The following is a 26,419-nucleotide window of genomic DNA, read 5'->3' as shown; positions in this document are numbered from 1 at the left end:
ACCTTATCATTAATCAAAAGTTATTTATTTAACTTGATGCGCTGGCTTGAGAAGGTCATTTACTGTCTTTACAGGGTTAAATGTAGTGAGAGGAACTTGTACAAAAATGGTATTCCAGTTTGCCATAGCACCATTCCATAGACCGGGATGTTCTAGTGCTTTAATTTTTTGTCCTTGAAAACTTTTTGAGGCGATAAATCCTGCATCATAATCAACATAATCAAGCAGGTTAAATTTATTACCTTGATAATCTTTAACGCCACAAACAATATCAACAGGATTAAAATGCGTTGAATTTTTTAGAATTTGTTGTTGCTCCTTATCATTTGGATTAATTTGAATGCTCTCAATAATTTGCAGACTCTCAGTACCATTCTTATCACGCACCCAAAATGGTCCACCGCCAGGTTCACCTTCATTTTTAACCATTCCGCAAACCCGAAGTGGTTTGTTTAGCTGGTTTTTATGAAATTCAATTTTCTCAGCTTTTGACAATATTTCGAAGTTTGCACTAAGCCTAGTATTTAATGTTGAAGTGATGAACTCAGCAATGCTTATTAAATCTTCATCCGTTAGCGATGCTTCCTGATCTAGTTTCTGTAGAAAAGCAAAAGATTTTTCTTGAACCTCAATCAATATTCCAGCTAATACTTTTTTATAGAATGTTACTTCATTACTGTATTTAGCTACAACAACGTTGTCAATATTTTTAATAAAAATTATATCTGCTACTAGATTATTGAGGTTATTAATGAGTGCTCCATGCCCACCTGGTCTGAATACAATATGATTTTTTGAATCTCTTAATAACTCATTAGTTTCTGATAGGGCAACCGTATCGCTACCCATTAATTGATAAGAATATGATATATTGAATTTAACTCTTGTTTTTTTCTCAATATAAGATTGTCTTTTATCAAATTGCTTTTTAAAAGCATCATGATGATCTTTACTTATTGTCAAGTGAATATTTGCCAAGCCATTATTAGCACTATAAGACGCTGCTTCAAACAAATGCTCTTCAAACGCGGTCGCCGTGTGATTTTTGTAGAGATGAAATGGGAAAAGCCCTTTTGGTTTACTTCCAAAGTCGAACCCATCTTCATCCAACATCATCCCAATAAAATCTAGTTTATTATAATTTTCATGAGAAAATTTTTTAAAAGTACTTTCTTTTTTTAAGCGCTTAAGCACTTTTTTAAAGAACGGAAAGCTCTCTATCCCTACAAAAAAAAGTCTCAGATCATACGCATTTGTTTTATTTATATACCCATTAATTGTATCGTTATTTACGTCATAATCATGCAAGAATTTAAATAAAAACTTAAACATTCGTGTCGCGGCTCCAGATGCAGGCACAAATTTTAATAGATCAAGAGATGTTTTCTTCTTATCAAATACCTCACAAAACTTCTCTTGTTGGTCAGTACCTAGCACAGTGATGCCATCGCCTGCAGTTGCAGGAGCAATTAAATCTGTATATGCAATACCTCTTCTGAGTATTTCATATTGCTTATTCACTTCTGCTACAGCATTTTCTCTGTCGTTAATAAATTCTATATCTTTCTTTGTAAGCATTAATTCAAAATCTCATTAATATTCTTCGTAGCAATTTCTAATCTTTGATCTACATTCCCTTCAACTTGTATATATTTTCTATCATTGGTGTCTAATTCATTCTTAAAATAACCAAACATCTCTTCTCTTCTTTCTGGCCTATCCCTTAAATCATCTGCTTCCCAAGGTGTATCAACATACGTTAAGATATATAAATCATAGGTGTTTTCTAGAGCCATTTTTTTGAGAAGTTCTGGAGCCCATCCATCATAATAGGCTTCGCTGTAAACCTTTGTTGAAAGTAAATCTGTATCGCATATAATAAGCCTATCTGTGCTCTTTGCCGCTTCGTTTTCAAGCTTCATTTGACCAACAGCAATAGGGATTAGGTCTTTAGGTCTGCAAATTTTACCTTTATTTTCCCATAATTCTTGTAAATATTCCCGAGCAAACTCTGGTACTAGGGGTGCGTTATAGTGCTCTGAAAGCTTTCGCGAAAGCGTACTTTTCCCACTGCTCTCTGGTCCAAAAAGACATACTCTTATGCAATCGCTTTTGATTTGTCTAAGTTCTTCTTCCATTCTAAATATCCGTAAACAGCAATGATTGTAAGTGCTAAATATAAAATACTGCTAAAGGTTAATCCTTTATAAAAATACAATGGCACAGTAATAATGTCTCCTATAATCCAGTAAATCCAATTTTCGATTTTACGCTTTGCCATAAGCCACATCCCCACGAAGAAAATCCCAGTAGTAAGCATATCTATGTAGGAAATCCATGACTCTATCTTGTCAAAAAACAGATATACTGCATACACAAAGAATACCGTTGCTATAAATATAAATAAAGATATAACATGCTCTTTCTTTGATGTAGTGGTGATTGGTGTAACCTCATCTCCTTCAACACGACGTGTCCATACATACCAGCCATAAACACTCATAATGAAGTAATACCCATTAATCATCATATCGCCTAGCAACCCCCACTTTAAAAGCAAGTAGACAAATATTGCCGTACACACCATACCAGTTGGGAATACTAAAACATTGTTCTTTTTAGAATACCAAACTGATGCTATCGTAAAAACTGCCGCTACAATTTCTAAAACAATGTCTGTGGTGTCATACCCTGCATATTGCCCGAAGAGAAAATCAAAAATTTGGGACATAGTCAGAACGGTCTGATTTAACAATTTTCATATAAAACAATCCGTTATCTACGTCGCCTAAGCTTTTTTCGATAGCAGCGGTAAGGAAGGTCATCACCTGAGTGTAATCCCCGTATACTTGCGTTGATAGTGGGTTCTCTAATATTTCAAAACCACTACTTCGCAATGTTTTTATAAATTCTTGAATAGGTTTTTCAAATTGATTTTGAAGGGGTGAAAACGTGAGCTCTACAGAAATTTCCATTAAAGTATGTGGATTAATTAATCTTTATAAACATGTAAAACCGCTCCCATTCCATAGTTTACAAATCCCATTTTCACAAGATTTGAATTTACATTATAGGTTCTATCAAAAACTTGCCACTGTTTATCGTTAAAGAATATTCGACGTACGAAAGTCTTTTGATTAGGGAGTTTGTTTGTGAATGGTAACAACGGCCTAAAGGTAACAGATACCTTTTGAACACCTCTAGGGGTTTCAATTTCATTATACTTTTTGGTCTGTATTAGTTTACCTTGAGGATCTGCATACCCTAAAACTTGGAGGGAAGCAAATAAACCATTTTCGGGAATGAAAATTTGATGTTTATCAATATCAAGTTCAAAAACTTCATCGTTTTTCTCGCTTACGCGAAAGATAATATCCTTATGCACCATCGCTTTACCAGGAATGCCATTATCATTTTTGTAAAATTGAATTCTAAACAATGTCGAGAATTTTAGATTTCCTTTTTTTCTAAATTCCTTTTCTGAGTTAATTGGAATTTTAAGTTGGGCAATTTTTGTTGATTTTCCTTCCTCCCTTTTAAAAAATACAGCGACCTCACTCTCTACAGTAGGTAGCCAACTTGTAAAGTATTCAGTGTGCGTGGTTTCTTTAAGTTTACGTTTTTTGAATTTCCCCCTTTTTTCACCAATCAATATTACCTCTTCTAATTCACTTGTTTCAGGCAACAAGAAAAGTTTTTGAGGTAATGTTTTTGTTGCAAAAGCTTTCTCTCCATACCCTATAGAAGATATGAAAAGGGTGTCAATATCAACATATTTATCAAGCTCAAAAGTAAATTCTCCTTGATCTCCAGCAAAAGTACCACGACCATCACCAAAGGAGATTGTTGCAAATGAAACTGGCGTTTGATTTGTTTGATCGAGAATAAAAATGTTCTGCCCAAAAAGTTGCGCACTTATAAAGAACATTAGAACTGCTATAAAAAATCTCATAATAACAAATGTAATAATTTAAGAAGACTCATTTTCCGAGCTCTCCCAGCTATTATCTTCAAAAGCTGTGCCGACAACCACTAAGGTTGCCCCAGCCTCATATGCTTTACATATCTGTGATTGGGATTTTATACCACCCCCCACAATTATTGGTATCGACACTGCATCGCTTACAGCCGTAATTATTGATTCTTTAACCGCCGTCTTAGCTCCACTACCTGCTTCTAGATAGAGTAATTTTTTCCCTAGATACTCCCCTGCCAGAGATGTGGCTACAATTTGTTCTTCATGATACTGCGGCATGGGTAACGTTTTACTCACCCGCTGCACGGCAGATATTGTGCCACCATCAATAAGTATATATGCTGTAGGTATAACTTCAAGATTACTTTTTTGTACTATCCTAGCCGCCTTTATTTGCTGCCCTATTAAAAACTCTGGATTATCACCAGAGAGTAATGATAAAAACAACAATGCGTCTGCAGCTGGTGTGACTTGACTGTAACTTCCTGGAAATAGCACAACAGGCAAGTCTGTTTGATCTTTAAGCATTTTTACAACATGATCGGTTTTTTGGTTTGAATCTGTACTTCCCCCTATAAATAAATGCGTTGTGTTATAGGGTAATTTTTTGAGGTACGCTTTCGCGAAAGCGTAATTCAGCTCAAACTTATCTGGATCAATGAGGATTGCTAGTAATTTTTTTTGCGCATTGTGTGCGTTGAGAATATCAGAATATATGGACACGAAACTAAAGTAAGAAAGCTAGAATTAAAGAGTTATAAACATCAATACTGTTATTACTATCACCATCCATACACACACGTAAAGCCTTCCATTTCTAGGAATGTCAATCGGTAATCAGAAATCGTTCCATTATAATTAATCTGTGCTGTTGTCGTGCCATCATCAAAGTTAAAATCTTCTACATCAATATGATTCAAAAAGCTTAGTCCTTCTTGCGCATATAATTTGTATAATGATTCTTTGGCGCCCCAGACGATAGTTAGCTTTCTTACACGAGCTTCTGCACTTGTAAGCGTATAATATTCTTCAATAGGTGTAAACTTTTGAGCGATACGCAAAATTTTGTCTCGCTGCTTTTCAATGTCTATACCTACCGGCTTATCGCTTATAATAACAGCCGAAAAGTGGTAGCTATGGGTAATACTTATATATTTTTCATCAGTAAGGTGTGGCTTTCCACTTTTATCATAATAGAGATCAAAATCGGTGTATCCCGCCTCATTCAACAAATGACGGATGCTCATAAAACCTCGCTGATGCAGCTCTGATTTCATATGAGCCAATCTATACAGAGAATTTGGAGAGAGCTGTAAGGGTTTTGATGGATCTTGATTGGTATAAAATTTTCGCGAAAGCGTAGCTAAATCCTCCTCAATTTTCCAAATATAGACGGTGGTTGTCTTAGAAACTGGGATGGTTTTGTAAAGTGGCATACTTTAGAAGGTTTTCTGTAAGGTATTGCTTAATTTTGCAACTCGTTATAAACGAACATTAAAGATAAGAAAATGAGCACAAAGACAGTAGCGTACGTACCGTACAAAGTAAAAGATATTTCCCTAGCAGCATGGGGACGCAAAGAAATTGAACTCGCAGAGGCAGAGATGCCAGGTTTGATGTCTTTACGTGAAGAATATGGTGATGAGCAACCACTTAAAGGAGCACGCATTGCCGGATGTCTTCACATGACTATCCAAACTGCTGTCCTTATTGAAACTTTAAAAGCGTTAGGAGCAGATGTAACTTGGTCTTCTTGTAACATATTTTCTACACAAGATCAAGCAGCAGCAGCTATTGCAGATGCAGGAATCCCTGTGTATGCTTGGAAGGGTATGAATGAGGAGGAATTTGACTGGTGTATCGAGCAAACACTTTTCTTTGGAGAAGATCGCAAGCCACTTAATATGATACTTGACGATGGAGGTGATCTTACCAATATGGTTCTTGACCGTTACCCAGAACTTGCTGGAGACATCAAAGGTCTATCAGAGGAGACTACAACTGGTGTACATAGATTATACGAGCGTGTTAAGAACGGAACGTTACCTATGCCAGCTATTAATGTAAATGACTCTGTAACTAAGTCAAAATTTGACAATAAATACGGGTGTCGTGAGAGTGCAGTAGATGCAATACGTCGTGCTACAGACACCATGCTTGCAGGAAAACGTGTTGTTGTTTGTGGATATGGAGATGTAGGAAAAGGTACTTCCGCTTCTTTTAAAGGTGCAGGATCTATCGTGACAGTTACTGAGATTGATCCTATTTGTGCACTGCAAGCAGCTATGGATGGTTTTGAAGTTAAAAAATTAGAATCTGTTGTAGGGAATGCAGATATCGTAATCACAACAACTGGAAATAAAGACATTATTCGTGGTGAGCACTTTAAAGCTATGCGCGATAAAGTAATTGTTTGTAATATTGGTCACTTTGATAATGAAATACAAGTCGCTTGGCTTAACGAGAACTACGGTGATACTAAAGATGAGATCAAACCACAGGTAGATAAATATACTATTGATGGTAAAGACATTATCTTACTAGCAGAAGGTCGTCTCGTAAACTTAGGATGCGCTACAGGTCACCCAAGTTTTGTGATGAGTAACTCATTTACAAACCAAACACTTGCACAGATTGAGCTTTGGAAAAATGGTGAGAACTACAAGAATGAAGTTTACATGCTTCCTAAGCATCTAGATGAGAAAGTTGCACAATTACACTTATCACGCCTAGGCGCTGAACTTGAAACACTTTCTCAAGAACAAGCAGAATATATAGGTGTAACCGTAGAAGGACCTTTTAAGCCAGAATATTACCGATACTAAAATTCTAAGTTGAGGCGGTTTGATCTTTCTTGAAGTGTAGCTTAGAGAGAATGAATTAAAACACCGCTTTCGCGAAAGTTAAAAAGATAAAAACCCACGTTTGTAGAGTGGGTTTTATCTTTTGCAATTAAATAAACAGCACTTTCTTTTTACTGTTTCACCAAGGTAAGTTCTGCCTTCTCACCAGTTTTTAAACTTGTTCTGGTTGTAATCAAGCTTGGTCCATCTTGAATTTCAACTTTAACAGTGTTAGGAGCAGATGTACCTTCATCTAAAGCTTCTACACGAACTACTGTTAATGGTTTAGTTATATCTATAGGAATTTGCTTTTTAGTTTTTTCAATCGAATAGTCTCCCAGCACTAAAACATCATCTACGTATAAATTTATACGATCATTATCTACTTTTCCAGAGTCATAGATAGAAACCATCACCTTCTTTGTTTTAGTGAATATGTTTAGGTTCTCATCCTTTTTTACAATACTCATGGTAAGCGTATCAACCGCTCTCTTTGCTGAAATTTTATCTTTAATTTCCTGACTGACTTTTTTTGACTTCTGGATTTTACGATCCATCTTTTCAATTCGCTCTTTGACTTGATCAGAAGCAGACATTATGATCATACCATTAAGGCAGGCACTTTCATCTGGGTAAAATCCTTTAAAATCACCACTAAAGGCTTTACTTTTATTTAAATTGCGCATCTTCCCCTTAAAATTTACTAGGCACATATCTAGCTCTGTAATAGGTGACTTTGTGTAAACGATATCGTATTCTTTAAAAGTAAATGTCTTATCCTCTTGATTAAAATTACCAATGATATTAGATTTTGTCTCGTGCTTTCCTCCTAAATCTGCAACAGAAAACCCTTCTATTTTACCATCTAATTCTTCAAAAGCAAGTTTGTAGGGAATAAAGGCACTATCGTTAAGTTTAATCACACCTAGGTATTCGTAGGTTTCTGTCTGAGAAAAACTAGAACAACAAAATAAAAAAGCAATAGAAAAAAGAATATATTTAAATGTCATATCAGTTTTTTAGGTATTTTAGTTAGGTCTAATCAATTTAATACAAACTATGAGACTCAAAATTACATTATTATTTGCGTTCGTAATGCTTGCTGTTACAAATACTTATGCTGGCTTCCCAGTACAACGTACAGCTGTGATCGCTATGGAAGGTGAAACTCTTACTGAAGATACTAATGCTGAGACGCTTACTTCTCCAGCTGCAGTTGAAGCAGATCGCCAGCTTGTAGCTATCCTACTATGGTTATTCCTTGGAGGTTTTGCTGCTCACAGATGGTATTTAGGAAGCCCTATTGGATGGAACATCTTATTCATTCTAACATTAGGAGGTCTAGGTATCTGGTGGATTATCGATGGTATTGATATACTTACTGGAAACTATCCTGGGCTCTAATAAAAGTCAACTTTTATTTATTAAAAAAGCCTCCATTAGGAGGCTTTTTTGGATTAAGTTTTGTCTTACTTTAAATCTTTATTTGCCGATCAATTTGTTGATCTAAAGAAATAAATGTTTCGGTACGTGAAACTCCATCTATTGCTTGAATTTTTTTATTCAGTAAGTGCATGAGATCTTCATTATTCTTGCAAAGAATCTTAATGAGGACGGACCAGTTTCCAGTGGTATAATGGCATTCTAAAACCTCAGGAATGTCTTTAAGTTGTCGCACTGCTCTGGCATTATTTGCCGCTCTATCTAAATACACTCCTATAAATGCCTGTGTTCTGTATCCAAGAACTCTAGGGTTAATTATAAATTTAGAGCCTGCAATTAAACCAGATTTTTCAAGCTTACGTAATCGCTGGTGTATTGCTGCACCAGAAATTCCTACTTTACGCGCAATTTCTAATACAGGTTTACGCGCATCTTCCATCAATGAGCGTAGAATAATTTTATCTATACCGTCAATTACAAGTTCATCTTTAACTATTTTCATAAAAGGCGCTTATTATTTTATAACTACAAGTTAATAAATGATATGAAACTGTAATCATTTGGCTTAAAATAAACTTTTTATCCTATTCCGCTTTCGCGAAAGCGAATATCTACTTCTCATTTACCCCCCTACATTATTAGGATTATAACCTAGATACTCTACCTCATATTCCTTAAAAGTTATTCCGTAATTTTCAAGTTCTTTTAAAATAGGCTCATAAACTTCTTTAGAAATAGGTAGTTGAACTCCTGGTGTAGTTATTTGCTTATTAAGTATGCGAAGCGTTGCCATAGCAACAGGTAAACCTACCGTACGAGCCATCGCAGTCTCTACTTGATCTGCCCCAATGTTTACCATAGTAGCGTCAATTTGTTTCTTCTTACCATCTAATTCATAACCAAATTTGTGATACATCACAATCATATCTTTATCTTCTGGATCAAGTGTCCACTTATCTTCTAGAATTTTTTGAAGGCATTGTGCGGGGGTAGCTGCTTTAAGACCTATTTTTTTATGCTCATTAAAAAGATCTAATTCTAAAATCTTATCCCAAAGCAAATCATCTTGATCTATTTTGAGATAGTGACGTAGTTTTAATTCAACAGAATCTGTTGGGGAATAAGGTAAAAATAGATTCGTAAAGTCTCGGTAGCTCATTTCCTCAGTTTTTTGAAGCGTGTAACTATCGTCTGTCATACCTAACAATACAAACATTTGCCAAGCTCTAGAAAAACCAACGCGTCTTATTGTACCTCTATAAAGAGTTGGGATATCTTCTAATCCATAAACAGATCTATATTTAAGTGAGTTTCTGTTTGCATATCCTTCGAAACGACCGTGGCCTTCTATTTCTAAAAACTCTGTACGTCTAAAAAGTCTTTGGTAAGGAATATATTTATAGGTTCCTTCTTGTATAAATTCTGCTGCACCTCCTTGTCCTGCAAGCACTACGTTACGTGGATTCCATGTAAACTTATAGTTCCAAAGATTGGTATCACTTTCTGGAGCAACAAGCCCCCCTGTAAAAGATTCAAAGAGAATCATCTTCCCTCCTTTTGCACGGATACGATCTATTACTTGCATCGCACTCATATGGTCTATACCAGGATCCAGCCCTATTTCATTCATAAACACAAGTCCTTTTTCTTTTACATAAGGATCAAGTTCTTGCATTTCATCAGAAATATAGGAAGCCGTCACCATGGATTTACCATACGTTAGGCAATCTCTCGCAACTTCAATATGGAACCGAGCTGGAAGCATGGATACTACAATGTCTGAGTCTGCTACGGCAGCTTCTCGCTGTTCTTTGTCAAAGACATCAAGCGCTATTGCTTTACCAGCTGGGTGATTTTTTAAAAGTTTTTTTGCATTATTTAAAGAAAGGTCACCTATAGTAATTTCTAGAGACTCAGTCGAAGCCTTATCTAATAAATATTTTATGAGTTGGCTAGCAGATTTTCCTGCACCAATGATGAGAATCTTACGCATCTAATTATGTGTTTTTGTAATTTTGCGAGGTGAAATTACGATATTTGCAGGCGATTTAATCGCAATTTTATGGATAAAAAGTTAAGAATTGCAGGAGCAATATTTGGACTATTAGCTGTTATAATAGGAGCATTTGGTGCTCATGCACTAGAGAAACTTATCGATACCGCATCAATCACAACTTTTGAAACTGGGGTGAAATATCAAATGTATCATTCCTTATTATTATTGCTCATCCCAACTTTTGATATAAGTCAAAAGATAAAAAAAGCACTTTTTATTTTATTACTTGCGGGGATCCTATTATTCTCGGGTTCAATTTATGGGCTTGCAACAAATAATCTTTCAAGTATAGATTTTACAAAAATTGCACTTTTAACTCCTTTGGGAGGCACTTTTCTAATAATTTCCTGGGCAATACTTGTCTATCAATTTGTTAAACTTAAATAAACTTATCGCAATCGTTATAGTAGGATTTTAATTCTTTCTACATTTGCCTGATACATCAAACTCAAATCACCCTTTATGACTTCAGAAACACTGAATTTTAAGAAAATTTCGCTTGATTATACAAACATTACAAATGCCAAAGTACACTATCAATTATCCCCAGAAAAGCTACACGAGCTTTCTGTAGAAAATGATATGGGTAAAACAGCTTCTTCTGGAGCACTTGCAGTTAATACTGGAAAGTTCACGGGACGCTCACCATTAGATAGGTTTATTGTAAAAGATGATAAGACTGAAGATAAAGTATGGTGGGGTGATATCAACATACCTTTTAGTAGTGAAAACTTTGCCAAATTAAGAGATAAAGTTACAGACTACCTTTCTGGTAAAGAACTTTATGTACGTGATAGCTATGCATGTGCAGATAAAGAGTATAAACTTAACATAAGAGTAATTAATGAGTATCCATGGTCTAACATGTTTGCTTATAATATGTTTTTAAGGCCTACAAATGTAGAGCTTGAAAACTTCACACCTGAGTGGACTATTTTAAATGCACCAGGATTTCTTGCAGACCCTGAAGTAGACGGTACACGCCAGAGTAATTTTGCTATACTTTCTTTTACTGAGAAAACTATTATTATAGGTGGTACTGGATATACTGGAGAGATTAAGAAAGGTATTTTCTCAGCACTTAATTTTATTTTACCAGTTGAAAAAGAGACCCTACCTATGCACTGTAGTGCAAACGTGGGTGACGATGGTGAAACAGCCATTTTCTTCGGACTTTCTGGTACAGGAAAGACCACACTCTCTGCAGACCCAGAGCGTAAATTGATAGGTGATGATGAGCACGGCTGGACAAAAGAGAATACCATCTTCAACTTTGAAGGTGGTTGTTACGCAAAGGTGATTAATCTATCTCAAGAAAACGAGCCAGATATCTACAACGCTATCAAACCAGGAGCGATATTAGAAAACGTAATTTTAAATGAAAAGGGTGAAGTTGACTTTTCAGATACTTCAATTACTCAGAACACAAGAGTAAGTTACCCTATTCACCATATTGATAATATTAAAGAGCCTTCATTGGCTAAAAATCCTAAAAATGTATTCTTCCTAACGGCAGATGCTTTTGGGGTATTGCCTCCTATATCTAAGCTTACACCAGGTCAAGCTGCATACCACTTTATAAGTGGATATACTGCAAAGGTAGCGGGTACAGAAGCTGGAGTTACAGAACCTCAACCAAGTTTTTCAGCTTGTTTTGGAGCACCGTTTATGCCTTTGCATCCTACAAAATATGCAGAGATGTTAAGTGCAAAGATGAAAGAAACTGGTGTGAATGTTTGGTTAATCAACACAGGATGGACTGGAGGAGCTTACGGAACAGGACACCGTATGCCACTAAAATATACAAGAGCCATGATTTCTGCGGCATTAGAAGGCAAACTTCCTGAGGGAATGTCTAAAGAAGACTACCATATGCATTCTGTCTTTGGATTATACGAACCTAGAGAAGTACCCGGCGTTCCTAGCGAAGTATTAAGCTCAAGAAAGACTTGGAATAACGACGAAGGATATTATGCTACTGCAAATAAACTAGCAAAGGCTTTTAAGGATAACTTTAAAAAGTTTGAAAGCTACGCAAGTGATGAAATTCTTGCTGGTGCACCTATAAAAGGGTAATCTTTACATAATTTAAATTCACAAGCGACTTACACAATTGTAAGTCGCTTTTTTTTTGCTTTCGCGAAAGCGTTAATTTTCAAAAGATTTGTTCTTCTTTATTGCTTTAGCTTTTGATGTATTTCCAATGTAAACGCCAGTTAAAATAAGGAGCGTTGCTATAAATTGTAAAATAGTAAAATTCTCACCATCTACTAAGCCCCACATTACGGAGATAATGGGCATGAGATAAGTTACAGAAGATGCGAATACAGGATTACTTATCTGTACTAATTTATTGAACATCACTTTTGCAATTGCCGTCCCAAAGATGGAAAGAAGCACCACAAATCCAATCGATTTTTGTACACCTTCGTTTTCTACAATAGGCAACTCAAAAAAGTCTGACAGTATTAATATTAAGATCGCTGGGATAATTAAGAAAACAAAGTTTCCTGCCGCTATCGCAATAGCGCTCACCTCTTGTAAGTAACGTTTAATAATATTTACATTGAGTGCATACAACGAAGCTGCAAAAATCACTAAAGATGCATACCAGTAATTTTGATCCTCATTTACTTGTGCTCCTATGTAAATTAAAGCGGCAGATCCTATTAAGCCAATAATTACTCCAAGAAATTGTTGCTTCATAAATTTTGCGCCGAATAACATTATTCCAAAAATAAAAGCTAGTAATGGCACACTTGAGTTGAGAATTCCCACTACGGCACTATCTATTTCAGTTTCGGCAAACGCAAATAGGAACACGGGAACACCTGTCCCTAAAACTGCAGATATGCCTATCCACTTCCACGCTATTTTCTGAATGCCTTTAAGACTTCTCCAACCAAAAACTAATAATAGTAAAGCTGAAAATAGTATACGTAAAGCTCCTAGTTGTAAAGCGGAAAGCCCTATGAGTCCTTTTTTAATAAGTATGAATGAGCTACCCCAAATTATGGATAACACGACAAGGTAAATCCACTTTAGTGACTTGTTTGGCATCTTAAAAATTTAAGTGGCAAATTTCGACAATTAAGTTTCAAGAAGTTTTGAGCGACCCTGTTATTTAAAAAAAATTAAAAAAGAATTATTTAAATATGATCGTATTAAAAAAAGGAAGCTATCTTTGCGCCGTCTCAAAGGGGTGCTTTTGTAGTAATTATAAAAGCTGAGATTATACCCATTGAACCTAGAACAGATAATGCTGTTTAGGAATTTAGAGATTCTATAAAATACGTGTGCCTAGGAATACTTTTATAGAATTTTTATTTTGAGAACTGCTTTTGTGAGCTATATGCTTTCGCGAAAGCTAAATCCTCTTCAATACACTCGTTCTATACGAGTAGGTACTTTTATTAATCATAGAATATTTGCCCTTTGTATTCGTAACTAAATTTACGGATGAAAAAGATCCTATTTACAACAATGGCAGTGATTTATACTGCATTTTCTTTTGGGCAGACATTTACTGTTTCTGGAAAAATAACAGAAGGAACTTCACCTATTGTAGGTGCAAATGTGTTAGTTAAAGAAACCACTACTGGTGTGATTTCAGATTTTAATGGGCACTATAGTATTGCTCTTGAACAGGGCAGCTATATATTAGTTTTTAGTTATGCATCACAAGCTATTGAGAAATCAATTCTTCTTGATAAAAATACCACACTTAATATCAATCTTTCAGAGAGTCCACTAGCACTTGACGAGGTTCTTGTAAGTGCCGTAAGAGTAGCTGCAGATTCACCTATTACGCACTCTAACCTTAACGCAGAAGATTTGGAAAAGCGTAATTTAGGGCAAGATCTTGCTACACAACTCAATTTTTTACCTGGCGTAGTAACTACCTCAGACGCTGGTGCTGGTATAGGGTATACGGGCTTTAGAGTACGTGGCACTGGAAATCAAGGCATTAATGTAACTATTAATGGCATACCATATAACGATTCAGAAAGTCTGACTACTTTTTTTGTAAACCTTCAGGACTTCACTTCTTCTGTAGAGAATTTACAATTACAACGTGGTGTTGGATCTTCTACAAACGGTTCTGGGGCTTTTGGTGCGAGTTTAAATATCCTCACAGATGCAATTTCTCAAGATGCTTATGGTGAGACTTCGCATTCATTTGGCTCTTTCAATACTAGACGTCATAATGTGAAATTTAGTACAGGTTTACTTAATGACCATATTGAAGTTTCTGGTCGCATCTCACAAATTAAATCTGACGGGTACATAGATAGAGCAAGCTCAGATCTTAAATCTTACTTTTTACAAGCAGCCTATAAAGATGATAACACTTTAATAAAAGCGATCAATTTTGCTGGTTCTGAGGTGACGTATCAGTCTTGGTATGGATTTGAAGAAACAAGTCTCAATTTTATAGGGGCAAACACAAATATTGACGCAAACAGAACCTTTAATATCGCTGGTGTACAACTCGATAATAGTGGTAACATCACTGGGTTTCATAACAATCAGGTAGATGATTATAAACAGGATCATTACCAGCTTCACTGGAACCAAAAATATGATGCCAACTGGAGCTCTACCGCTAGTTTTAATTATACGTACGGTCGTGGATTTTTTGAAGAGTACATTGATGACTATTACGAGCAGAATTATAATTTTGGCAATGAGAGTACACTCGCCTTCTATGGGATTTCACCACAATCAATCGGTGGCGAAACTATAGAGACTTCAGATATTATACGCCGTCGCTGGTTAGACAACGATTTTTTTGTAGCAAATGCTTCGGTAAACTATAGGGATAATCAGTTTGACATTACGGGTGGTTTACTAGGTAGTATCTATCGCGGAGACCATTTTGGTGAAGTAATATGGGCTCGTTTTGCGGGAGACTCAGAGCTGGGAGATCGCTATTATTTTGGAACGGGTGATAAAGATGAGGTTTCCGCTTTCGCGAAAGCGAACTTCAGATTAGACGATACATGGCAGTTTTATGTGGATTTACAAGGTCGTTTTATTTCTTACGAAACACAGGGTCTTAACTCTGACGTAGAAGAATTTTTAGTAGATGAAAGCTATGCGTTTTTTAATCCAAAGTTTGGGGTAAGTTATAAAGTAAGTCCAAAAAGTCAATTCTATGCGTCGTATGCACGTGCAAATCGGGAACCGAATCGTGGAGATTTTGAGGACGGATCACCGCGTGCAGAAAAGCTAAATGATTTTGAGCTAGGATGGAGATTTAAAAGTGCTCAAGTCGTAGTAAATGTGAATGGCTATTTTATGGATTATGACGGACAACTAGTCCCTACAGGTGCGCTAGATAACTCTGGTGCTCCTATACGAGTAAATAGTAATAGCTATAGAGCTGGGATTGAAGTAGATGCTGCTATTGAAATCTCTCAAAAATTAATGTTACAACCAAATCTAGCTTTAAGTAGTAATAAAAATAGAGACTTTCTATTTGATCTAGATGGAGCAATTACAAACTTAGGAAACACAAATATCTCTTATTCACCTAAAGTAGTAGCTAGTAATATGCTTACGTATACTCCAATAAATAATCTGAGTTTAGGGTTGTTGTCAAAATATGTTGGAGAACAGTACATGGGTAATATTGATAGCGAGTTATCTAAGCTAGATGCATACTTTTTGAATGATCTAAGCATACAATATGAACTCAACAATATACCGGTGTTTAATTCTATCGTTTTTAATGCGCTAGTAAACAATATCTTTGATAAAGAGTATATCTCTAATGGATATTTCTTTACGTATAATGATGATTTTTCTGTACCCGGAGAGGTTACTACTATAGAAGGTGTGGGTTACTATCCTCAAGCGGGAATTAATTTCCTTATGGGTGCAACCCTTAAGTTTTAAATACTATAGTTAGAAATTAGGGGGCTAGCTATAGGTTTTTAAGAGCCGTCCTTTGGGACGGCTTTTTTAATTAAAGACAGTTATGGTGCTTCCAGAGATACTCACTCTATAAGGCAATAGTGTATATTGTAAAACCTCTCCGTTAGATTGACCAGTAAAGAGGTTGTAGTTGTGTTCTTCACAAGCACAAACTACATTTATACCATCAATTGTCATTTGAGAACAATCATTAGGAGCATGGTTAGGGTCTGAGGCTTCCCAAGCAATAATACCACTCCCTGTGTTTATTACAAAAAAACCTCTTATCCCCCCATTTGCAACATAAATAGGGCTGCTAGGGATTTCTAGATCTAGAACTTGAATTGGTCCTAATTGTGTTGAAAAATTAATGTCGAGTAAGAAAGGGTTTCGTTGATTATCATCATCTGTAGTAGAACAGCTTGAAGTAAGTAATATAACAATAGTGAGAAGACAGAAAGTACGCATTAGTTAATATTTAAAACTTTAACAAGAACATTTGGGGTCATTAATATTGCTGCAAGGTACTATAAAACGGAACAGCTTTTAAAATATTTCGTATCTTCGTTATTACTGTCCCGATAAGGGATTTTTTTGTGTTTAAAAAAATATTAGGCACCCACAAAACTATTACTTACATAAAACCAAAGCTATTATGAGCCAGGTAAACTACTATACTCCAGAAGGATTACAAAAACTTAAAGACGAATTGAATCACTTGAGAGATGTGGAGCGTCCAAAAGCTTCACAAGATATTGCAGATGCCCGTGATAAAGGGGATCTTTCTGAAAATGCAGAATATGACGCTGCAAAAGAAGCACAAGGCATGCTAGAAATGCGTATTGCAAAGCTTGAAGCCTTAGCCTCAAATGCTCGTATTATAGATGAGTCTCAATTAGACACCTCTAAAGTTCTTGTACACTCAACTGTTAAGATTAAAAATCAACTTAACGGTATGGAGATGACCTATAAATTAGTAGCACAGAACGAGGCTGATATTAAAAAGGGGCTTATTTCTGTAGATTCTCCTATAGGGAAAGGTTTACTAGGGAAAGAAGTAGGTGATGTTGCAGAAATTCAAGTACCCAGTGGTATTATGAAGTTTGATATTGTCTCTATAACAAGAGACTAGGACATCTGAGTTTTCGGTACTATTTATCATTTACCTTTACGTATGGGATAAAACACTCTATCAACTCTTAATTAAAATCACAAACTTTATGAGCTCCATATTTACAAAAATCATCAACAGAGAAATTCCAGGCCATATTGTAGCTGAGGATGAGAAGCACATCGCTATTTTAGATGTGAATCCAAATGCAAAAGGTCACACGCTTTGCATCCCAAAAAGGGAGGTAAATAAATTATTTGATCTAGAAGAGAATGAATATTTAGACCTTATGATTTTCTCTCGTAAAGTAGCTAAGGCACTTAAAAAAACAATTACTTGTAAACGGATTGGCGTTAGCGTTATAGGTCTAGAAGTGCCTCATGTACATGTGCATTTAATTCCTTTACAAGATATGGAGGATATACGATTTATGAATAAAGTAAAGATGAGTGGTGAAGAGTTTGAGATGCTTGTAGATGAGATAAAAGTTTACATTAACGATTAACAACCAAATATATCAAAATTGAAAGAATTGCTATTCCAAATAAAATAAGGATAAAAGCAAGTGGCTTCCACTTATTGTAAACCACTTTCTCAGCTCGCTTGAGATGGTACTCATACACCCGTTCTATATCATCTGTCCATTTTACAGGATAGATGGTGTCTGTACATAATTTACAATACAATTCTTCTCTTACAACAGGCGTCGCTTGCTTACGCCATAAGGTATCTTTCCATTCTTGCTTAAAACTAAGCTCCAGACCTGAAGTACTGAAACACTGAGGGCAATTGCACTGTAATGGCGCTGTATAAAATGTGATTAGGGATGTAGGCATAGCAGTCTAACGACAAAATTATTAACCTATTGCCCTAGCTTATAATTCTTAATACTGGATGATATACACAACTAATCGGGCTCTGTTACGTACTCTTTAAGCTTTCGCGAAAGCGTACCGGGCTTATAAAAAAAATGTTTTGTTGTAGACTTTTAGAACTCTCATAAATCACTAGAATCTAACAATCACCACCGCCATAAAATGGTATAGCGTCCAGTATGAAATATCGCCTCTACTCTTCTGCAAGTCTTAGGGAGATTTGCATGGTTGTGCCTTTATCTATATCAGATTGTAAGACTTTTATGCGACCATCATGATACTCTTCCATAATACGCCGTGCAAGTGAAAGACCTAAGCCCCAACCACGTTTTTTTGTGGTATAGCCTGGTTCAAAAATGCGGTTATATTTTGACTTTGGAATTCCTTTACCAGTATCTGCTATATTGATTTTTGCATAACGTGTATCACGAGTGATTGTGATCGTTAAGGACCCCTTACCCTTCATCGCATCTATTGCGTTCTTTACAAGGTTTTCAAATGTCCAGCCATACAACTCTTTGTTGAGCATTACAGGTAATTGTCCTTGAGGTACATCAAGATGAAAATGTATTAATTTTGCACTACGTTTACTCAAGTAATCATAAGCTTCTTTGGTTTCAGAGATAATATCGACCTTTTCTAAATCTGGGATAGAGCCAATTTTACTAAAGCGATTTGTTATCGTCTCTAATCTATTGATGTCCTTAGTCATCTCCTTAATATAATCTGGATCAACATCTTCTGTTTTTAGTATTTCTGTCCATCCTACAAGTGAACTCAGTGGCGTTCCTATTTGATGTGCTGTTTCTTTGGCCATACCAGCCCAAAGTAAACTTTGAGAGCCTTGCTTTGAAGTTTGATAATAGAAATAGATAAGCGCTATAAAGAGTATTACAATAACAATAAGAGCAATAGGGAAGTATTTTATTTGATTAAGTGTGGCAGAGTTTCCATAATACAAAATCTGGCTATCCACCCCATCATAGCCTATAGTTATAGGTTTATTTACTAAGGCAAACTCTTCTGCCATGACTAAAAAGTCTGCGTGGTCTAACGTTTCAGAAGACGGGATATTTGTAGCCGTATATGTATCATCCTCTAAATTGTATAGGAGGATAGGTATAGATTTATTTTCTGAAATAATAAATAACTGCAGCCCTGTTAATTCATTAAAAAGAATGCGTGCATCTTTATCTATAGGGTTTGGGTTTACCTCACTTGTATTTGCAAAAGCTCTTATAGAAGCTGCATAAATTTCCATTTTAGAGCGCTCTGCTTCCTTGAGTTGATCAAAGAATAAGGATACATTCCACAAGATAAGTGTGGTAATAATCAAGGAGGCGATAATAATAAACCATCTTGCAATTTGTGGCCTTGCGCTGAAATTCATTAATTCATTTATTTATGCTAAAGATAAGGGAGAAATTAAACACTAGCTACTTCATAAAAATGTATAGTAAACGTAGATCAATTGCTTTTAATTTCTACCATCCTCATTAGGATACAATGACGGTAGTGGATCACTTTGCCAAAATTCTTTGCTGTCTACATCCATTATGGAAACCCTCCCTTTAAAAGCTGCACCAGTATCAACATTCCAGACGTTTGCCATTTGTACAGGTGTCGTTTTATGAATTCTCGTTGTGGGTGTATGCCCTATAAATATTTCAGAGAAGAGCAGTAGCCTTTTAGGATATAACAGATCTTTAGGATTAAAATCTTCACGCATCGCACATACCATTTCCCATAGCGTCCTGTCCCAATAAAAAACAGTACAGTGCCACTCATGCTCAGGACCATTAAGATTTTGAAACCCTGCGTGACAAAACATTCTGTTTTTGGAATCTATGTAGTAATCTTTAAAGGTTTTGTAAAAAGCTATATGTGCATCTATTTCCCTTTCTGATCGCGATTTATAGGAGTCTATTGTGCTTTGTCCCCCATGCTGCATCCATTTAGGTGACATCGCTCTGCCTTCTAACCATTGTTGTACAAGGTCATCGTGGTTACCTCGTATAAGCGTCGTTTTTTGTTTGAGAGAAAGCGCTATCAAAAAATCAATGACCGCTGCACTCTCGCTCCATCCATCTACATAATCTCCTAAGAATATAAGATGATCCTCTACAGAGACACTAGCTCTCTCTAAGACTTGTTCTAAGGCTCTTAGTCCTCCGTGTATATCTCCTATAACTAATGTGCGCATTAAAATTTGTTTCGTTTTAAAATTTTCAAATTAAGCCTTTATAATTCTTGTAAAGTGACAACTACTCATACCTTACCTTTCTTAAAATTCGCATTGTTTCTCGGTATCTATTATAAATACCTCCACTAAATTTTTTTAAGTATGGCTTTATTTCTTCAAGTTTTTGAAGAGCACTATCAAATCCATTTAAGTAACAAATAAGGTATGTATTAGAAACATTGTACAAATCTTTCCACTCGCCTTGGTTAAGTTCTATATTACGTTTCAGCTTATAAAAAATCACATTATTATTATTAAAAATATGATAGAGCGTTTTTTTATGAACTTTAGGTGGTTTAAAAAGAAGTTGTGTATCGATGGAGTAGGTTCCGCTTTCGCGAAAGCGAATTACCACCTCTTCTAATGGATAATATTTGAATTGTTCTTGAATACCTAAATGAACATACTCTACAATTTTAAAAACATCATCAGTATACGTTATAGAGATTTCATCAAGTGCTGAGTAGAATAGGGTTACTTGCTCATTTATAAGCTCTATGTCTACTCGTGAATAGTACGTCTCTCCTTTTACAACTTTCTTATTACCTGCCCAGCATACCACAAATAGCTCTTTAAATACATGGTAAGTACTTTCCATGTCACGATGCCTAAGATTTATAAAATCCATTACCCCATCTAGGGTGAGCTTTATATTATTTTGCGCGTGATTCTCTATGCTAGTAACGATTGTACTATTTACATCTACAATGTCACTTTTAAATGTTTTAGGCATAGACATGCTCCCATCGCGGTAAAAAACAGTTCCTCCCCAATATTTCCAAATATTACGTCTAAGAGAGGTTAATTTGTTTTGTGCTCTTATGGTTACAAGTCCCACCACCTTATCTAAAGGGAGGTTAGGGAAAGGAATATTCTCATAAGAGATAATAGGCGGGTTTGTAAGGTAAGCGTTAATTAGATTTTGCAGTTTACTATCATCAAAAAATGGAACACCTACGATTGCATTTTCACCATCATCTACACCAATTACGATATATGAGTTGTTTTTTGGATTACTATTAGAGAGTGCACAAATATGTTTTAAGAATTTAGCTTTACCTTCTTTTGTGCTAATATCAACTTTACGTTTCTTGTCATAAAAACTGTTCTCATCATTATGAGCAAGGAGATTTTTTACAAGAAGTCGTTTGTTAATCATCTAGTACTATAAAGCTTTACTTACTTATACTTTTAATTTTTATTCACGACTGTAGAAGAAGCTTGTGCTGTACTTAATACCATTAAGTCTGCTATATTTACGTGGTACGGACGAGAGACAACAAAGTGTATAATATCTGCGATATCTTCTGGTTGTAAACAGTCAAATCCTTTATAAACAGTATCTGCTCTTTTTTCATCTCCCTTAAAGCGTATATTACTAAAATTGGTTTCTACCATTCCTGGATTTACAGCTCCTACTTTTATATTATGCATATTCAGATCGAGGCGCATTCCTTGAGTAATAGCATCAACCGCATACTTACTTCCACAATATACATTTCCGTTGGGATACACTTCTTTACCTGCGGTAGACCCTATATTAATAATGTGACCTTTCTTACGAGTGATCATTTGTGGAATAATTGCTTTGCTTACGTAAAGTAATCCTTTTACATTTATGTCTAACATGGCATCCCAATCTTCAACATTTCCATCTTCTATAGGATCTAGTCCGTGAGCATTACCTGCGTTATTTATCAGGATATCTATTTGGTTCAATTCAATAGGTATGATTGAAATTGCACGCTGGACATCCTCATTAGACCGCACATCAAAATCAAGTGTATATACGTTGACCCTTGTGGATAGTTCCATTTTAAGTTCCTCTAATGCTGCTACTCGTCTACCACATAAAACTAAGTCTATACCCTCTGCCGCAAAACGCTTAGCTGTGGCTTTGCCTATGCCGCTTGTGGCTCCTGTTATTAATGCTCTCATTTTAAAAAATATCTTTTTTTAAAAGTAGCTTTTTATCTCTACACTAGAAAGTTAAGATAAACTTAGGGCCCGGGTTAAAATTTGTTAAGTCCAAAACTCAATCTCTAGCGTATATTAATTTTAAACCCCAAATAAATTAATAAACTCAAATTATGAAAACTTATTTAAGACTAGCACTTTTAAGTGTATTAACATTAGGATTTATTTCATGTGGAGATGATGACAGTTCAGACAACGGAACAGCAAGAATGGCTGTAAGGCTTACAGATGCTCCTGGAGATTATGATGCAGTAAACATCGATGTAGAAAATGTAGTAATAAAGTATAATGGTGACGTGGAAGATGAAGATGATGTAATGATAGGTTCTGACGTAAATGCTGGAATATATGACCTACTTGAACTTACAGGAGGAGCAAATGTATTGCTTGTAGATGATCAGGTAGATGCTGGACGACTTAGCCAGATTAGATTAATCTTAGCAGAAAACAACACAATAGTTGTAGATGGGGAAACTTTTCCACTAGCTACACCAAGTGCACAACAGAGTGGCCTTAAAGTTCAAGTAAATGAAACTTTAGAGGATGGTGTTTTTTATGAGTTCTTATTAGATTTTGATGTAGATGAATCTGTAGTACAAGAAGTAAATGGTGGTTATTCTTTAAAGCCAGTTATCCGTGCTAGTGTAGAAGCTAGATCTGGAGCAATCTCAGGTACTGTTTTACCATTAGGTTTCTTAACTGAGGTAACTGCATCTAATGGAACTACAGAAATTACTGCATTTACTAATGATGCAGGTGAATTTGTACTTGCTGGTGTTCCAGAAGGAACTTATACACTAACTTATGAAATGGATGCAGCTGCTGGATTTGAAGTAGGGACAGTATCAGATGTAAATGTTGAAACTGGTGTTGTAACAACTGTAGATGCTTTTACTTTCCAATAAAAGAATTTTTTAAAAATATAAAAGCGGGTTATGAGAAGTCATAACCCGCTTTTTTTCATAGTAACTAAGCCACTTCGTGCCCCGTACTAGCTTCAAGCATTGCAAACCAATCTTGTAATTCTAATTGGATACTTTGTGCCTCGATTGCCTTTTCAATCCTATCAAAATTAGTAGTTCCAATAACAGGGTGTATCCCTGCTGGATGCTTAAGTAACCAAGCTATTAAAAGTTGATCTGTCGTCGCACTGTATTTATTTGACAAAGTACTAAGCACCTCAGAGATTCGTTCGTTTTGCGGAGTATCTTCCTTAAAAAAACTTCCTAAAGGACTCCAGCTCATAGGGATCACATTATTTGAGATGCAATAATCTAATGTTCCATCAGTAAGTGACTCTGTAGAGGTGAGTGATATTTCAATTTGATTTGAAGCAACCTCCGTTTTACATCTCAACATATCAACTTGATCGTTCGTAAAATTTGACACCCCGAAGTCTTTTATTTTCCCACTACTTTTTAAAGCCTCTACGGCTTCTGCAATTTCTGCAGGATTCATCAATGGGCTAGGTCTGTGTAATAAGAAAAGATCTAGATAATCTGCCCTAAGTTCTTTTAAAGATCGCTCAGCACTAGAAATAATATATTCTTTAGTGTACTGATAATGTTTTACTACATTTTCTGGCCTGTGAGCACCCTTCATTTGAATACCACATTTACTTATAATTTGTATCTGTTCTCTTGCGATGTTCGCTTTCGCGAAAGCATAACCCCACTCTCCTTCTGTAGTATAATCTCCGTAAATATCAGCGTGGTCAAATGTAGTAAGACCCTGCTCAACACAATGATGTATAGATTCTACCATCTGTGACGTATTTAATTTTTTACCCCACACCCCCCAAGTCATACAACCTTGAATAATTTTTGAATATTTTTGTGACATTTTTTATTTTCGTTTTTCCTAAATTCAATCTAACTAAAGCTACAGAAATACACGGAAAGCCCTTTTACTTCCTCAATTTTTAACCAAATGTTAACAAGAATTATAGGAATAAAATTAGACTTTGCAACGTTTAGAAAGTCCTATACTCAGAATTTATAATTATGGAAGAAAATACGAGCACGATTGACATAGGTGCAATCAATGAAAAGATAGAACGTGAAAGTGCTTTTGTAGATCTACTTACCCAAGAAATGGGGAAAGTAATCGTAGGTCAAAAGTATATGGTAGAAAGGCTACTTATTGGTCTTTTAGGTCGAGGTCATATCCTACTAGAAGGAGTGCCAGGGCTTGCAAAGACGCTAGCTATTAATACACTTTCTCAAGCAGTACAAGGTTCATTCTCTCGTATACAATTTACTCCAGATTTATTACCTGCAGATGTGGTGGGGACATTAATTTACAACATGAAGGTCAATGACTTCAGCATCAAGAAGGGTCCTATTTTTGCAAATTTTGTGCTTGCAGATGAGATTAACCGTGCCCCTGCAAAAGTGCAATCTGCGCTGCTGGAAGCCATGCAAGAAAAACAAGTTACTATAGGTGATGAAACGTTCGTATTGGACAAGCCATTTCTAGTAATGGCTACTCAAAACCCTGTAGAACAAGAAGGTACATATCCGCTGCCTGAGGCACAAGTAGATCGTTTTATGTTAAAAACGGTTATTGATTATCCTACGCTAGAGGATGAGCAGTTAATCATTAGAGCAAACTTAAAAGGTGCTTTTGAAAAGATTAACCCTGTTGTAACTGTAGCACAAATTTTACGCGCACAAGAAGCCGTAAAAGAAGTGTACATGGATGAGAAAATCGAGAAGTACATTCTTGATATCATCTTTGCAACACGATATCCAGAAAACTATGGTCTAGCAGACTTGAAACCGCTCATAAATTTTGGAGCCTCTCCTCGTGGTAGTATTAATCTTGCTACTGCAGCAAAGTGTTATGCGTTTATTAAGCGTCGTGGTTATGTAATCCCAGAAGACGTGCGTGCTGTAGTACACGATATTTTACGTCACCGAATTGGAATAACTTATGAAGCAGAGGCAGAAAATGTTACTTCTGTAGATATTATTGATAAGATTGTAAATCAGATTGAAGTACCGTAAATAGGATTAAAAATATGTGATATTGACAGCGAGACTTGCTTGTAAATTGTCGCCTGAGACTGCAAACTTAAAAGATGAATACTAAGGAACTACTTAAAAAAGTACGAAAAATAGAGATTAAGACGCGTAGGTTGTCTGATCACATTTTTGGCGGTGAATACCACTCTACATTTAAGGGTCGTGGTATGACTTTTTCTGAAGTGAGACAATATCAATTTGGCGACGATGTACGTAATATAGATTGGAATGTTACTGCGAGATACAGCGAACCTTATATTAAAGTCTTTGAAGAAGAACGAGAACTCACCATGATGCTCGTGGCAGATGTTTCTGGTTCTGAATTTTTTGGAACAGATAAGCAATTTAAAAATGAGATTGTAACAGAAATTGCTGCAACACTGGCCTTTAGTGCTATGCAAAACAATGATAAAATTGGTCTCATTTTATTTACAGATGAAATTGAACTCTTTATCCCTCCAAAAAAAGGAAAATACCACGTTTTGAGAATCATACGTGAACTCCTAGAGTTTCAGCCAAGATCAAAAAAAACAGACCTTTCTCAAGCTATTAAATTCTTGAGTAGCGTCATGAAAAAGAAAGCGATTGTTTTTGTGCTTTCAGATTTTATTACAGATGGTTATGAGCAAACTATAAAAATTGCTGCGAACAAACACGATATTACGGGAATACGTATCTATGACCAGAGAGAAGAGAACATCCCTAGCTTGGGAATGGTACAAATGGAGGATGAAGAAAGTGGCGAATTAATGCTTGTAAATACAAGTTCAAGAAAAGTACGTTCAGATTATGCTTCTTACTATAATGATAGAGTATCTTATTTTAAAGATACCTTTCGTCGTAGTGGAGCTGGTGTGATAGATGTGAGAACGGATGAAAGCTATGTAAAAAAATTATTGGGATATTTTAAAAGAAGAGGTTAATAGAGTACTATTTTAGAAATTAAGAGCA

28 protein-coding genes and 1 riboswitch are annotated in these 26,419 nt (G+C 35.8%); of the genes, 10 read left to right on the top strand and 18 right to left on the bottom strand.

The features are described 5' to 3' along the window. Window positions 1-24: 24 nt before the first annotated feature. From OD90_RS09850 to OD90_RS09820, 7 genes are read right to left on the bottom strand one after another with little or no spacing between them, the layout of a single operon-like run. Window positions 25-1,578, bottom strand: coding sequence for a DUF4301 family protein (locus tag OD90_RS09850; protein ID WP_144669006.1), 1,554 nt, complete (start codon window positions 1,576-1,578; stop codon window positions 25-27). Further along, a complete protein-coding gene (locus tag OD90_RS09845; protein WP_144669005.1) occupies window positions 1,578-2,138 on the bottom strand; it encodes an AAA family ATPase in 561 nt (186 codons plus the stop codon). The genes OD90_RS09850 and OD90_RS09845 overlap by 1 nt, the downstream gene beginning before the upstream one ends. After that, window positions 2,099-2,731 (bottom strand): nicotinamide riboside transporter PnuC, encoded by a 633-nt coding sequence (pnuC, locus tag OD90_RS09840; RefSeq protein WP_144669004.1) that lies wholly within the window; start codon window positions 2,729-2,731, stop codon window positions 2,099-2,101. The genes OD90_RS09845 and pnuC overlap by 40 nt, the downstream gene beginning before the upstream one ends. After that, window positions 2,715-2,975 (bottom strand): hypothetical protein, encoded by a 261-nt coding sequence (locus tag OD90_RS09835; protein ID WP_144669003.1) that lies wholly within the window; start codon window positions 2,973-2,975, stop codon window positions 2,715-2,717. The genes pnuC and OD90_RS09835 overlap by 17 nt, the downstream gene beginning before the upstream one ends. 17 nt (window positions 2,976-2,992) lie before the next feature. Beyond that, window positions 2,993-3,952, bottom strand: a complete 960-nt coding sequence (locus OD90_RS09830) for a carboxypeptidase-like regulatory domain-containing protein (protein ID WP_144669002.1) — start codon at window positions 3,950-3,952, stop codon at window positions 2,993-2,995. A gap of 18 nt (window positions 3,953-3,970) precedes the next feature. Continuing rightward, a complete protein-coding gene (locus tag OD90_RS09825) occupies window positions 3,971-4,699 on the bottom strand; it encodes a geranylgeranylglyceryl/heptaprenylglyceryl phosphate synthase (RefSeq protein WP_144669001.1) in 729 nt (242 codons plus the stop codon). 59 nt (window positions 4,700-4,758) lie between these two features. Beyond that, a complete protein-coding gene (locus tag OD90_RS09820) occupies window positions 4,759-5,412 on the bottom strand; it encodes a 4'-phosphopantetheinyl transferase family protein (protein ID WP_144669000.1) in 654 nt (217 codons plus the stop codon). Window positions 5,413-5,484: 72 nt separating this feature from the next. Here OD90_RS09820 and ahcY point away from each other — a divergent pair, with 72 nt between their 5' ends. Continuing rightward, the gene (gene ahcY, locus OD90_RS09815; RefSeq protein ID WP_144668999.1) at window positions 5,485-6,801 is read left to right on the top strand and encodes an adenosylhomocysteinase; all 1,317 of its coding nucleotides are present in this window, start codon (window positions 5,485-5,487) and stop codon (window positions 6,799-6,801) included. Between the two features lie 149 nt (window positions 6,802-6,950). On the opposite strand, the gene OD90_RS09810 is transcribed toward ahcY, so the two are convergent. Then, the gene (locus OD90_RS09810) at window positions 6,951-7,829 is read right to left on the bottom strand and encodes a hypothetical protein (RefSeq protein ID WP_144668998.1); all 879 of its coding nucleotides are present in this window, start codon (window positions 7,827-7,829) and stop codon (window positions 6,951-6,953) included. 49 nt (window positions 7,830-7,878) lie between these two features. Here OD90_RS09810 and OD90_RS09805 point away from each other — a divergent pair, with 49 nt between their 5' ends. Further along, window positions 7,879-8,223 (top strand): TM2 domain-containing protein, encoded by a 345-nt coding sequence (locus tag OD90_RS09805; RefSeq protein WP_144668997.1) that lies wholly within the window; start codon window positions 7,879-7,881, stop codon window positions 8,221-8,223. Window positions 8,224-8,293: 70 nt separating this feature from the next. On the opposite strand, the gene OD90_RS09800 is transcribed toward OD90_RS09805, so the two are convergent. Both OD90_RS09800 and OD90_RS09795 read right to left on the bottom strand, forming a co-directional pair. Further along, window positions 8,294-8,764, bottom strand: a complete 471-nt coding sequence (locus OD90_RS09800) for an Lrp/AsnC ligand binding domain-containing protein (protein WP_144668996.1) — start codon at window positions 8,762-8,764, stop codon at window positions 8,294-8,296. 120 nt (window positions 8,765-8,884) lie between these two features. Continuing rightward, a complete protein-coding gene (locus OD90_RS09795) occupies window positions 8,885-10,255 on the bottom strand; it encodes a saccharopine dehydrogenase family protein (protein ID WP_144668995.1) in 1,371 nt (456 codons plus the stop codon). 69 nt (window positions 10,256-10,324) lie between these two features. Between OD90_RS09795 and OD90_RS09790 the strand changes: the two genes are divergently transcribed. Further along, the gene (locus OD90_RS09790; RefSeq protein ID WP_144668994.1) at window positions 10,325-10,705 is read left to right on the top strand and encodes a DUF423 domain-containing protein; all 381 of its coding nucleotides are present in this window, start codon (window positions 10,325-10,327) and stop codon (window positions 10,703-10,705) included. A 75-nt stretch (window positions 10,706-10,780) separates the two neighbouring features. Beyond that, window positions 10,781-12,394: a phosphoenolpyruvate carboxykinase (ATP) gene (gene pckA / locus OD90_RS09785; protein WP_144668993.1), complete on the top strand. Its 1,614-nt coding sequence runs from the start codon at window positions 10,781-10,783 to the stop codon at window positions 12,392-12,394. A 72-nt stretch (window positions 12,395-12,466) separates the two neighbouring features. Here pckA and OD90_RS09780 read toward each other — a convergent pair whose 3' ends face one another. After that, on the bottom strand, window positions 12,467-13,378 hold the full coding sequence (locus OD90_RS09780) for a DMT family transporter (RefSeq protein ID WP_144668992.1): 912 nt from the start codon (window positions 13,376-13,378) through the stop codon (window positions 12,467-12,469). Between the two features lie 128 nt (window positions 13,379-13,506). Continuing rightward, window positions 13,507-13,608: riboswitch (TPP riboswitch) on the top strand. 169 nt (window positions 13,609-13,777) lie between these two features. Between OD90_RS09780 and OD90_RS09775 the strand changes: the two genes are divergently transcribed. Further along, window positions 13,778-16,219, top strand: a complete 2,442-nt coding sequence (locus OD90_RS09775) for a TonB-dependent receptor (RefSeq protein WP_144668991.1) — start codon at window positions 13,778-13,780, stop codon at window positions 16,217-16,219. Window positions 16,220-16,285: 66 nt separating this feature from the next. On the opposite strand, the gene OD90_RS09770 is transcribed toward OD90_RS09775, so the two are convergent. After that, window positions 16,286-16,705 carry a hypothetical protein gene (locus OD90_RS09770; RefSeq protein ID WP_144668990.1) on the bottom strand — a complete coding sequence of 140 codons (420 nt, stop codon included), beginning with the start codon at window positions 16,703-16,705 and terminating at the stop codon, window positions 16,286-16,288. Window positions 16,706-16,892: 187 nt separating this feature from the next. Here OD90_RS09770 and greA point away from each other — a divergent pair, with 187 nt between their 5' ends. Next, entirely contained in the window at window positions 16,893-17,369 is a 477-nt protein-coding gene (greA, locus tag OD90_RS09765) for a transcription elongation factor GreA (RefSeq protein ID WP_144668989.1), read from the top strand. Between the two features lie 88 nt (window positions 17,370-17,457). Then, window positions 17,458-17,853, top strand: coding sequence for an HIT family protein (locus OD90_RS09760; protein WP_144668988.1), 396 nt, complete (start codon window positions 17,458-17,460; stop codon window positions 17,851-17,853). Here the strand turns inward: OD90_RS09760 and OD90_RS09755 are convergent. The 5 genes from OD90_RS09755 to OD90_RS09735 form a co-directional block, all read right to left on the bottom strand. Further along, window positions 17,843-18,184: a hypothetical protein gene (locus tag OD90_RS09755; protein ID WP_144668987.1), complete on the bottom strand. Its 342-nt coding sequence runs from the start codon at window positions 18,182-18,184 to the stop codon at window positions 17,843-17,845. The genes OD90_RS09760 and OD90_RS09755 overlap by 11 nt on opposite strands. 232 nt (window positions 18,185-18,416) lie before the next feature. Continuing rightward, the gene (locus OD90_RS09750; RefSeq protein WP_144668986.1) at window positions 18,417-19,613 is read right to left on the bottom strand and encodes a sensor histidine kinase; all 1,197 of its coding nucleotides are present in this window, start codon (window positions 19,611-19,613) and stop codon (window positions 18,417-18,419) included. A gap of 87 nt (window positions 19,614-19,700) precedes the next feature. Beyond that, window positions 19,701-20,426 (bottom strand): metallophosphoesterase, encoded by a 726-nt coding sequence (locus tag OD90_RS09745; protein ID WP_144668985.1) that lies wholly within the window; start codon window positions 20,424-20,426, stop codon window positions 19,701-19,703. A gap of 61 nt (window positions 20,427-20,487) precedes the next feature. Continuing rightward, window positions 20,488-21,624 (bottom strand): ATP-binding protein, encoded by a 1,137-nt coding sequence (locus tag OD90_RS09740; protein ID WP_144668984.1) that lies wholly within the window; start codon window positions 21,622-21,624, stop codon window positions 20,488-20,490. Between the two features lie 32 nt (window positions 21,625-21,656). Further along, a complete protein-coding gene (locus OD90_RS09735) occupies window positions 21,657-22,403 on the bottom strand; it encodes an SDR family NAD(P)-dependent oxidoreductase (protein ID WP_144668983.1) in 747 nt (248 codons plus the stop codon). Window positions 22,404-22,555: 152 nt separating this feature from the next. Here OD90_RS09735 and OD90_RS09730 point away from each other — a divergent pair, with 152 nt between their 5' ends. Next, entirely contained in the window at window positions 22,556-23,347 is a 792-nt protein-coding gene (locus OD90_RS09730) for a DUF4382 domain-containing protein (RefSeq protein ID WP_144668982.1), read from the top strand. A 64-nt stretch (window positions 23,348-23,411) separates the two neighbouring features. On the opposite strand, the gene OD90_RS09725 is transcribed toward OD90_RS09730, so the two are convergent. After that, window positions 23,412-24,284 carry an aldo/keto reductase family oxidoreductase gene (locus OD90_RS09725; protein WP_144668981.1) on the bottom strand — a complete coding sequence of 291 codons (873 nt, stop codon included), beginning with the start codon at window positions 24,282-24,284 and terminating at the stop codon, window positions 23,412-23,414. Between the two features lie 161 nt (window positions 24,285-24,445). Here OD90_RS09725 and OD90_RS09720 point away from each other — a divergent pair, with 161 nt between their 5' ends. Next, the gene (locus OD90_RS09720) at window positions 24,446-25,450 is read left to right on the top strand and encodes an AAA family ATPase (protein ID WP_144668980.1); all 1,005 of its coding nucleotides are present in this window, start codon (window positions 24,446-24,448) and stop codon (window positions 25,448-25,450) included. Between the two features lie 74 nt (window positions 25,451-25,524). Continuing rightward, window positions 25,525-26,391 (top strand): DUF58 domain-containing protein, encoded by an 867-nt coding sequence (locus OD90_RS09715; RefSeq protein ID WP_144668979.1) that lies wholly within the window; start codon window positions 25,525-25,527, stop codon window positions 26,389-26,391. Window positions 26,392-26,419 lie beyond the last annotated feature (28 nt).

This window comes from Dokdonia sp. Hel_I_53 (genome assembly GCF_007827465.1).
Taxonomy (GTDB): Bacteria; Bacteroidota; Bacteroidia; order Flavobacteriales; family Flavobacteriaceae; genus Dokdonia.
This window is presented reverse-complemented; position numbering and strand designations above follow the sequence as displayed.

Coding starts and splice junctions, on each gene's coding strand:
- OD90_RS09835 (WP_144669003.1), bottom strand. CDS start 2,975: ATGGAAATTTCTGTAGAGCTCACGTTTTCACCCCTTCAAAATCAATTT.
- OD90_RS09810 (WP_144668998.1), bottom strand. CDS start 7,829: ATGACATTTAAATATATTCTTTTTTCTATTGCTTTTTTATTTTGTTGT.
- OD90_RS09770 (WP_144668990.1), bottom strand. CDS start 16,705: ATGCGTACTTTCTGTCTTCTCACTATTGTTATATTACTTACTTCAAGC.
- OD90_RS09775 (WP_144668991.1), top strand. CDS start 13,778: ATGAAAAAGATCCTATTTACAACAATGGCAGTGATTTATACTGCATTT.
- OD90_RS09725 (WP_144668981.1), bottom strand. CDS start 24,284: ATGTCACAAAAATATTCAAAAATTATTCAAGGTTGTATGACTTGGGGG.
- OD90_RS09760 (WP_144668988.1), top strand. CDS start 17,458: ATGAGCTCCATATTTACAAAAATCATCAACAGAGAAATTCCAGGCCAT.
- OD90_RS09845 (WP_144669005.1), bottom strand. CDS start 2,138: ATGGAAGAAGAACTTAGACAAATCAAAAGCGATTGCATAAGAGTATGT.
- OD90_RS09720 (WP_144668980.1), top strand. CDS start 24,446: ATGGAAGAAAATACGAGCACGATTGACATAGGTGCAATCAATGAAAAG.
- OD90_RS09755 (WP_144668987.1), bottom strand. CDS start 18,184: ATGCCTACATCCCTAATCACATTTTATACAGCGCCATTACAGTGCAAT.
- OD90_RS09735 (WP_144668983.1), bottom strand. CDS start 22,403: ATGAGAGCATTAATAACAGGAGCCACAAGCGGCATAGGCAAAGCCACA.
- OD90_RS09715 (WP_144668979.1), top strand. CDS start 25,525: ATGAATACTAAGGAACTACTTAAAAAAGTACGAAAAATAGAGATTAAG.
- OD90_RS09780 (WP_144668992.1), bottom strand. CDS start 13,378: ATGCCAAACAAGTCACTAAAGTGGATTTACCTTGTCGTGTTATCCATA.
- pckA (WP_144668993.1), top strand. CDS start 10,781: ATGACTTCAGAAACACTGAATTTTAAGAAAATTTCGCTTGATTATACA.
- OD90_RS09750 (WP_144668986.1), bottom strand. CDS start 19,613: ATGAATTTCAGCGCAAGGCCACAAATTGCAAGATGGTTTATTATTATC.
- OD90_RS09730 (WP_144668982.1), top strand. CDS start 22,556: ATGAAAACTTATTTAAGACTAGCACTTTTAAGTGTATTAACATTAGGA.
- ahcY (WP_144668999.1), top strand. CDS start 5,485: ATGAGCACAAAGACAGTAGCGTACGTACCGTACAAAGTAAAAGATATT.
- OD90_RS09795 (WP_144668995.1), bottom strand. CDS start 10,255: ATGCGTAAGATTCTCATCATTGGTGCAGGAAAATCTGCTAGCCAACTC.
- OD90_RS09805 (WP_144668997.1), top strand. CDS start 7,879: ATGAGACTCAAAATTACATTATTATTTGCGTTCGTAATGCTTGCTGTT.
- OD90_RS09830 (WP_144669002.1), bottom strand. CDS start 3,952: ATGAGATTTTTTATAGCAGTTCTAATGTTCTTTATAAGTGCGCAACTT.
- OD90_RS09745 (WP_144668985.1), bottom strand. CDS start 20,426: ATGCGCACATTAGTTATAGGAGATATACACGGAGGACTAAGAGCCTTA.
- pnuC (WP_144669004.1), bottom strand. CDS start 2,731: ATGTCCCAAATTTTTGATTTTCTCTTCGGGCAATATGCAGGGTATGAC.
- OD90_RS09800 (WP_144668996.1), bottom strand. CDS start 8,764: ATGAAAATAGTTAAAGATGAACTTGTAATTGACGGTATAGATAAAATT.
- OD90_RS09740 (WP_144668984.1), bottom strand. CDS start 21,624: ATGATTAACAAACGACTTCTTGTAAAAAATCTCCTTGCTCATAATGAT.
- OD90_RS09820 (WP_144669000.1), bottom strand. CDS start 5,412: ATGCCACTTTACAAAACCATCCCAGTTTCTAAGACAACCACCGTCTAT.
- OD90_RS09850 (WP_144669006.1), bottom strand. CDS start 1,578: ATGCTTACAAAGAAAGATATAGAATTTATTAACGACAGAGAAAATGCT.
- greA (WP_144668989.1), top strand. CDS start 16,893: ATGAGCCAGGTAAACTACTATACTCCAGAAGGATTACAAAAACTTAAA.
- OD90_RS09790 (WP_144668994.1), top strand. CDS start 10,325: ATGGATAAAAAGTTAAGAATTGCAGGAGCAATATTTGGACTATTAGCT.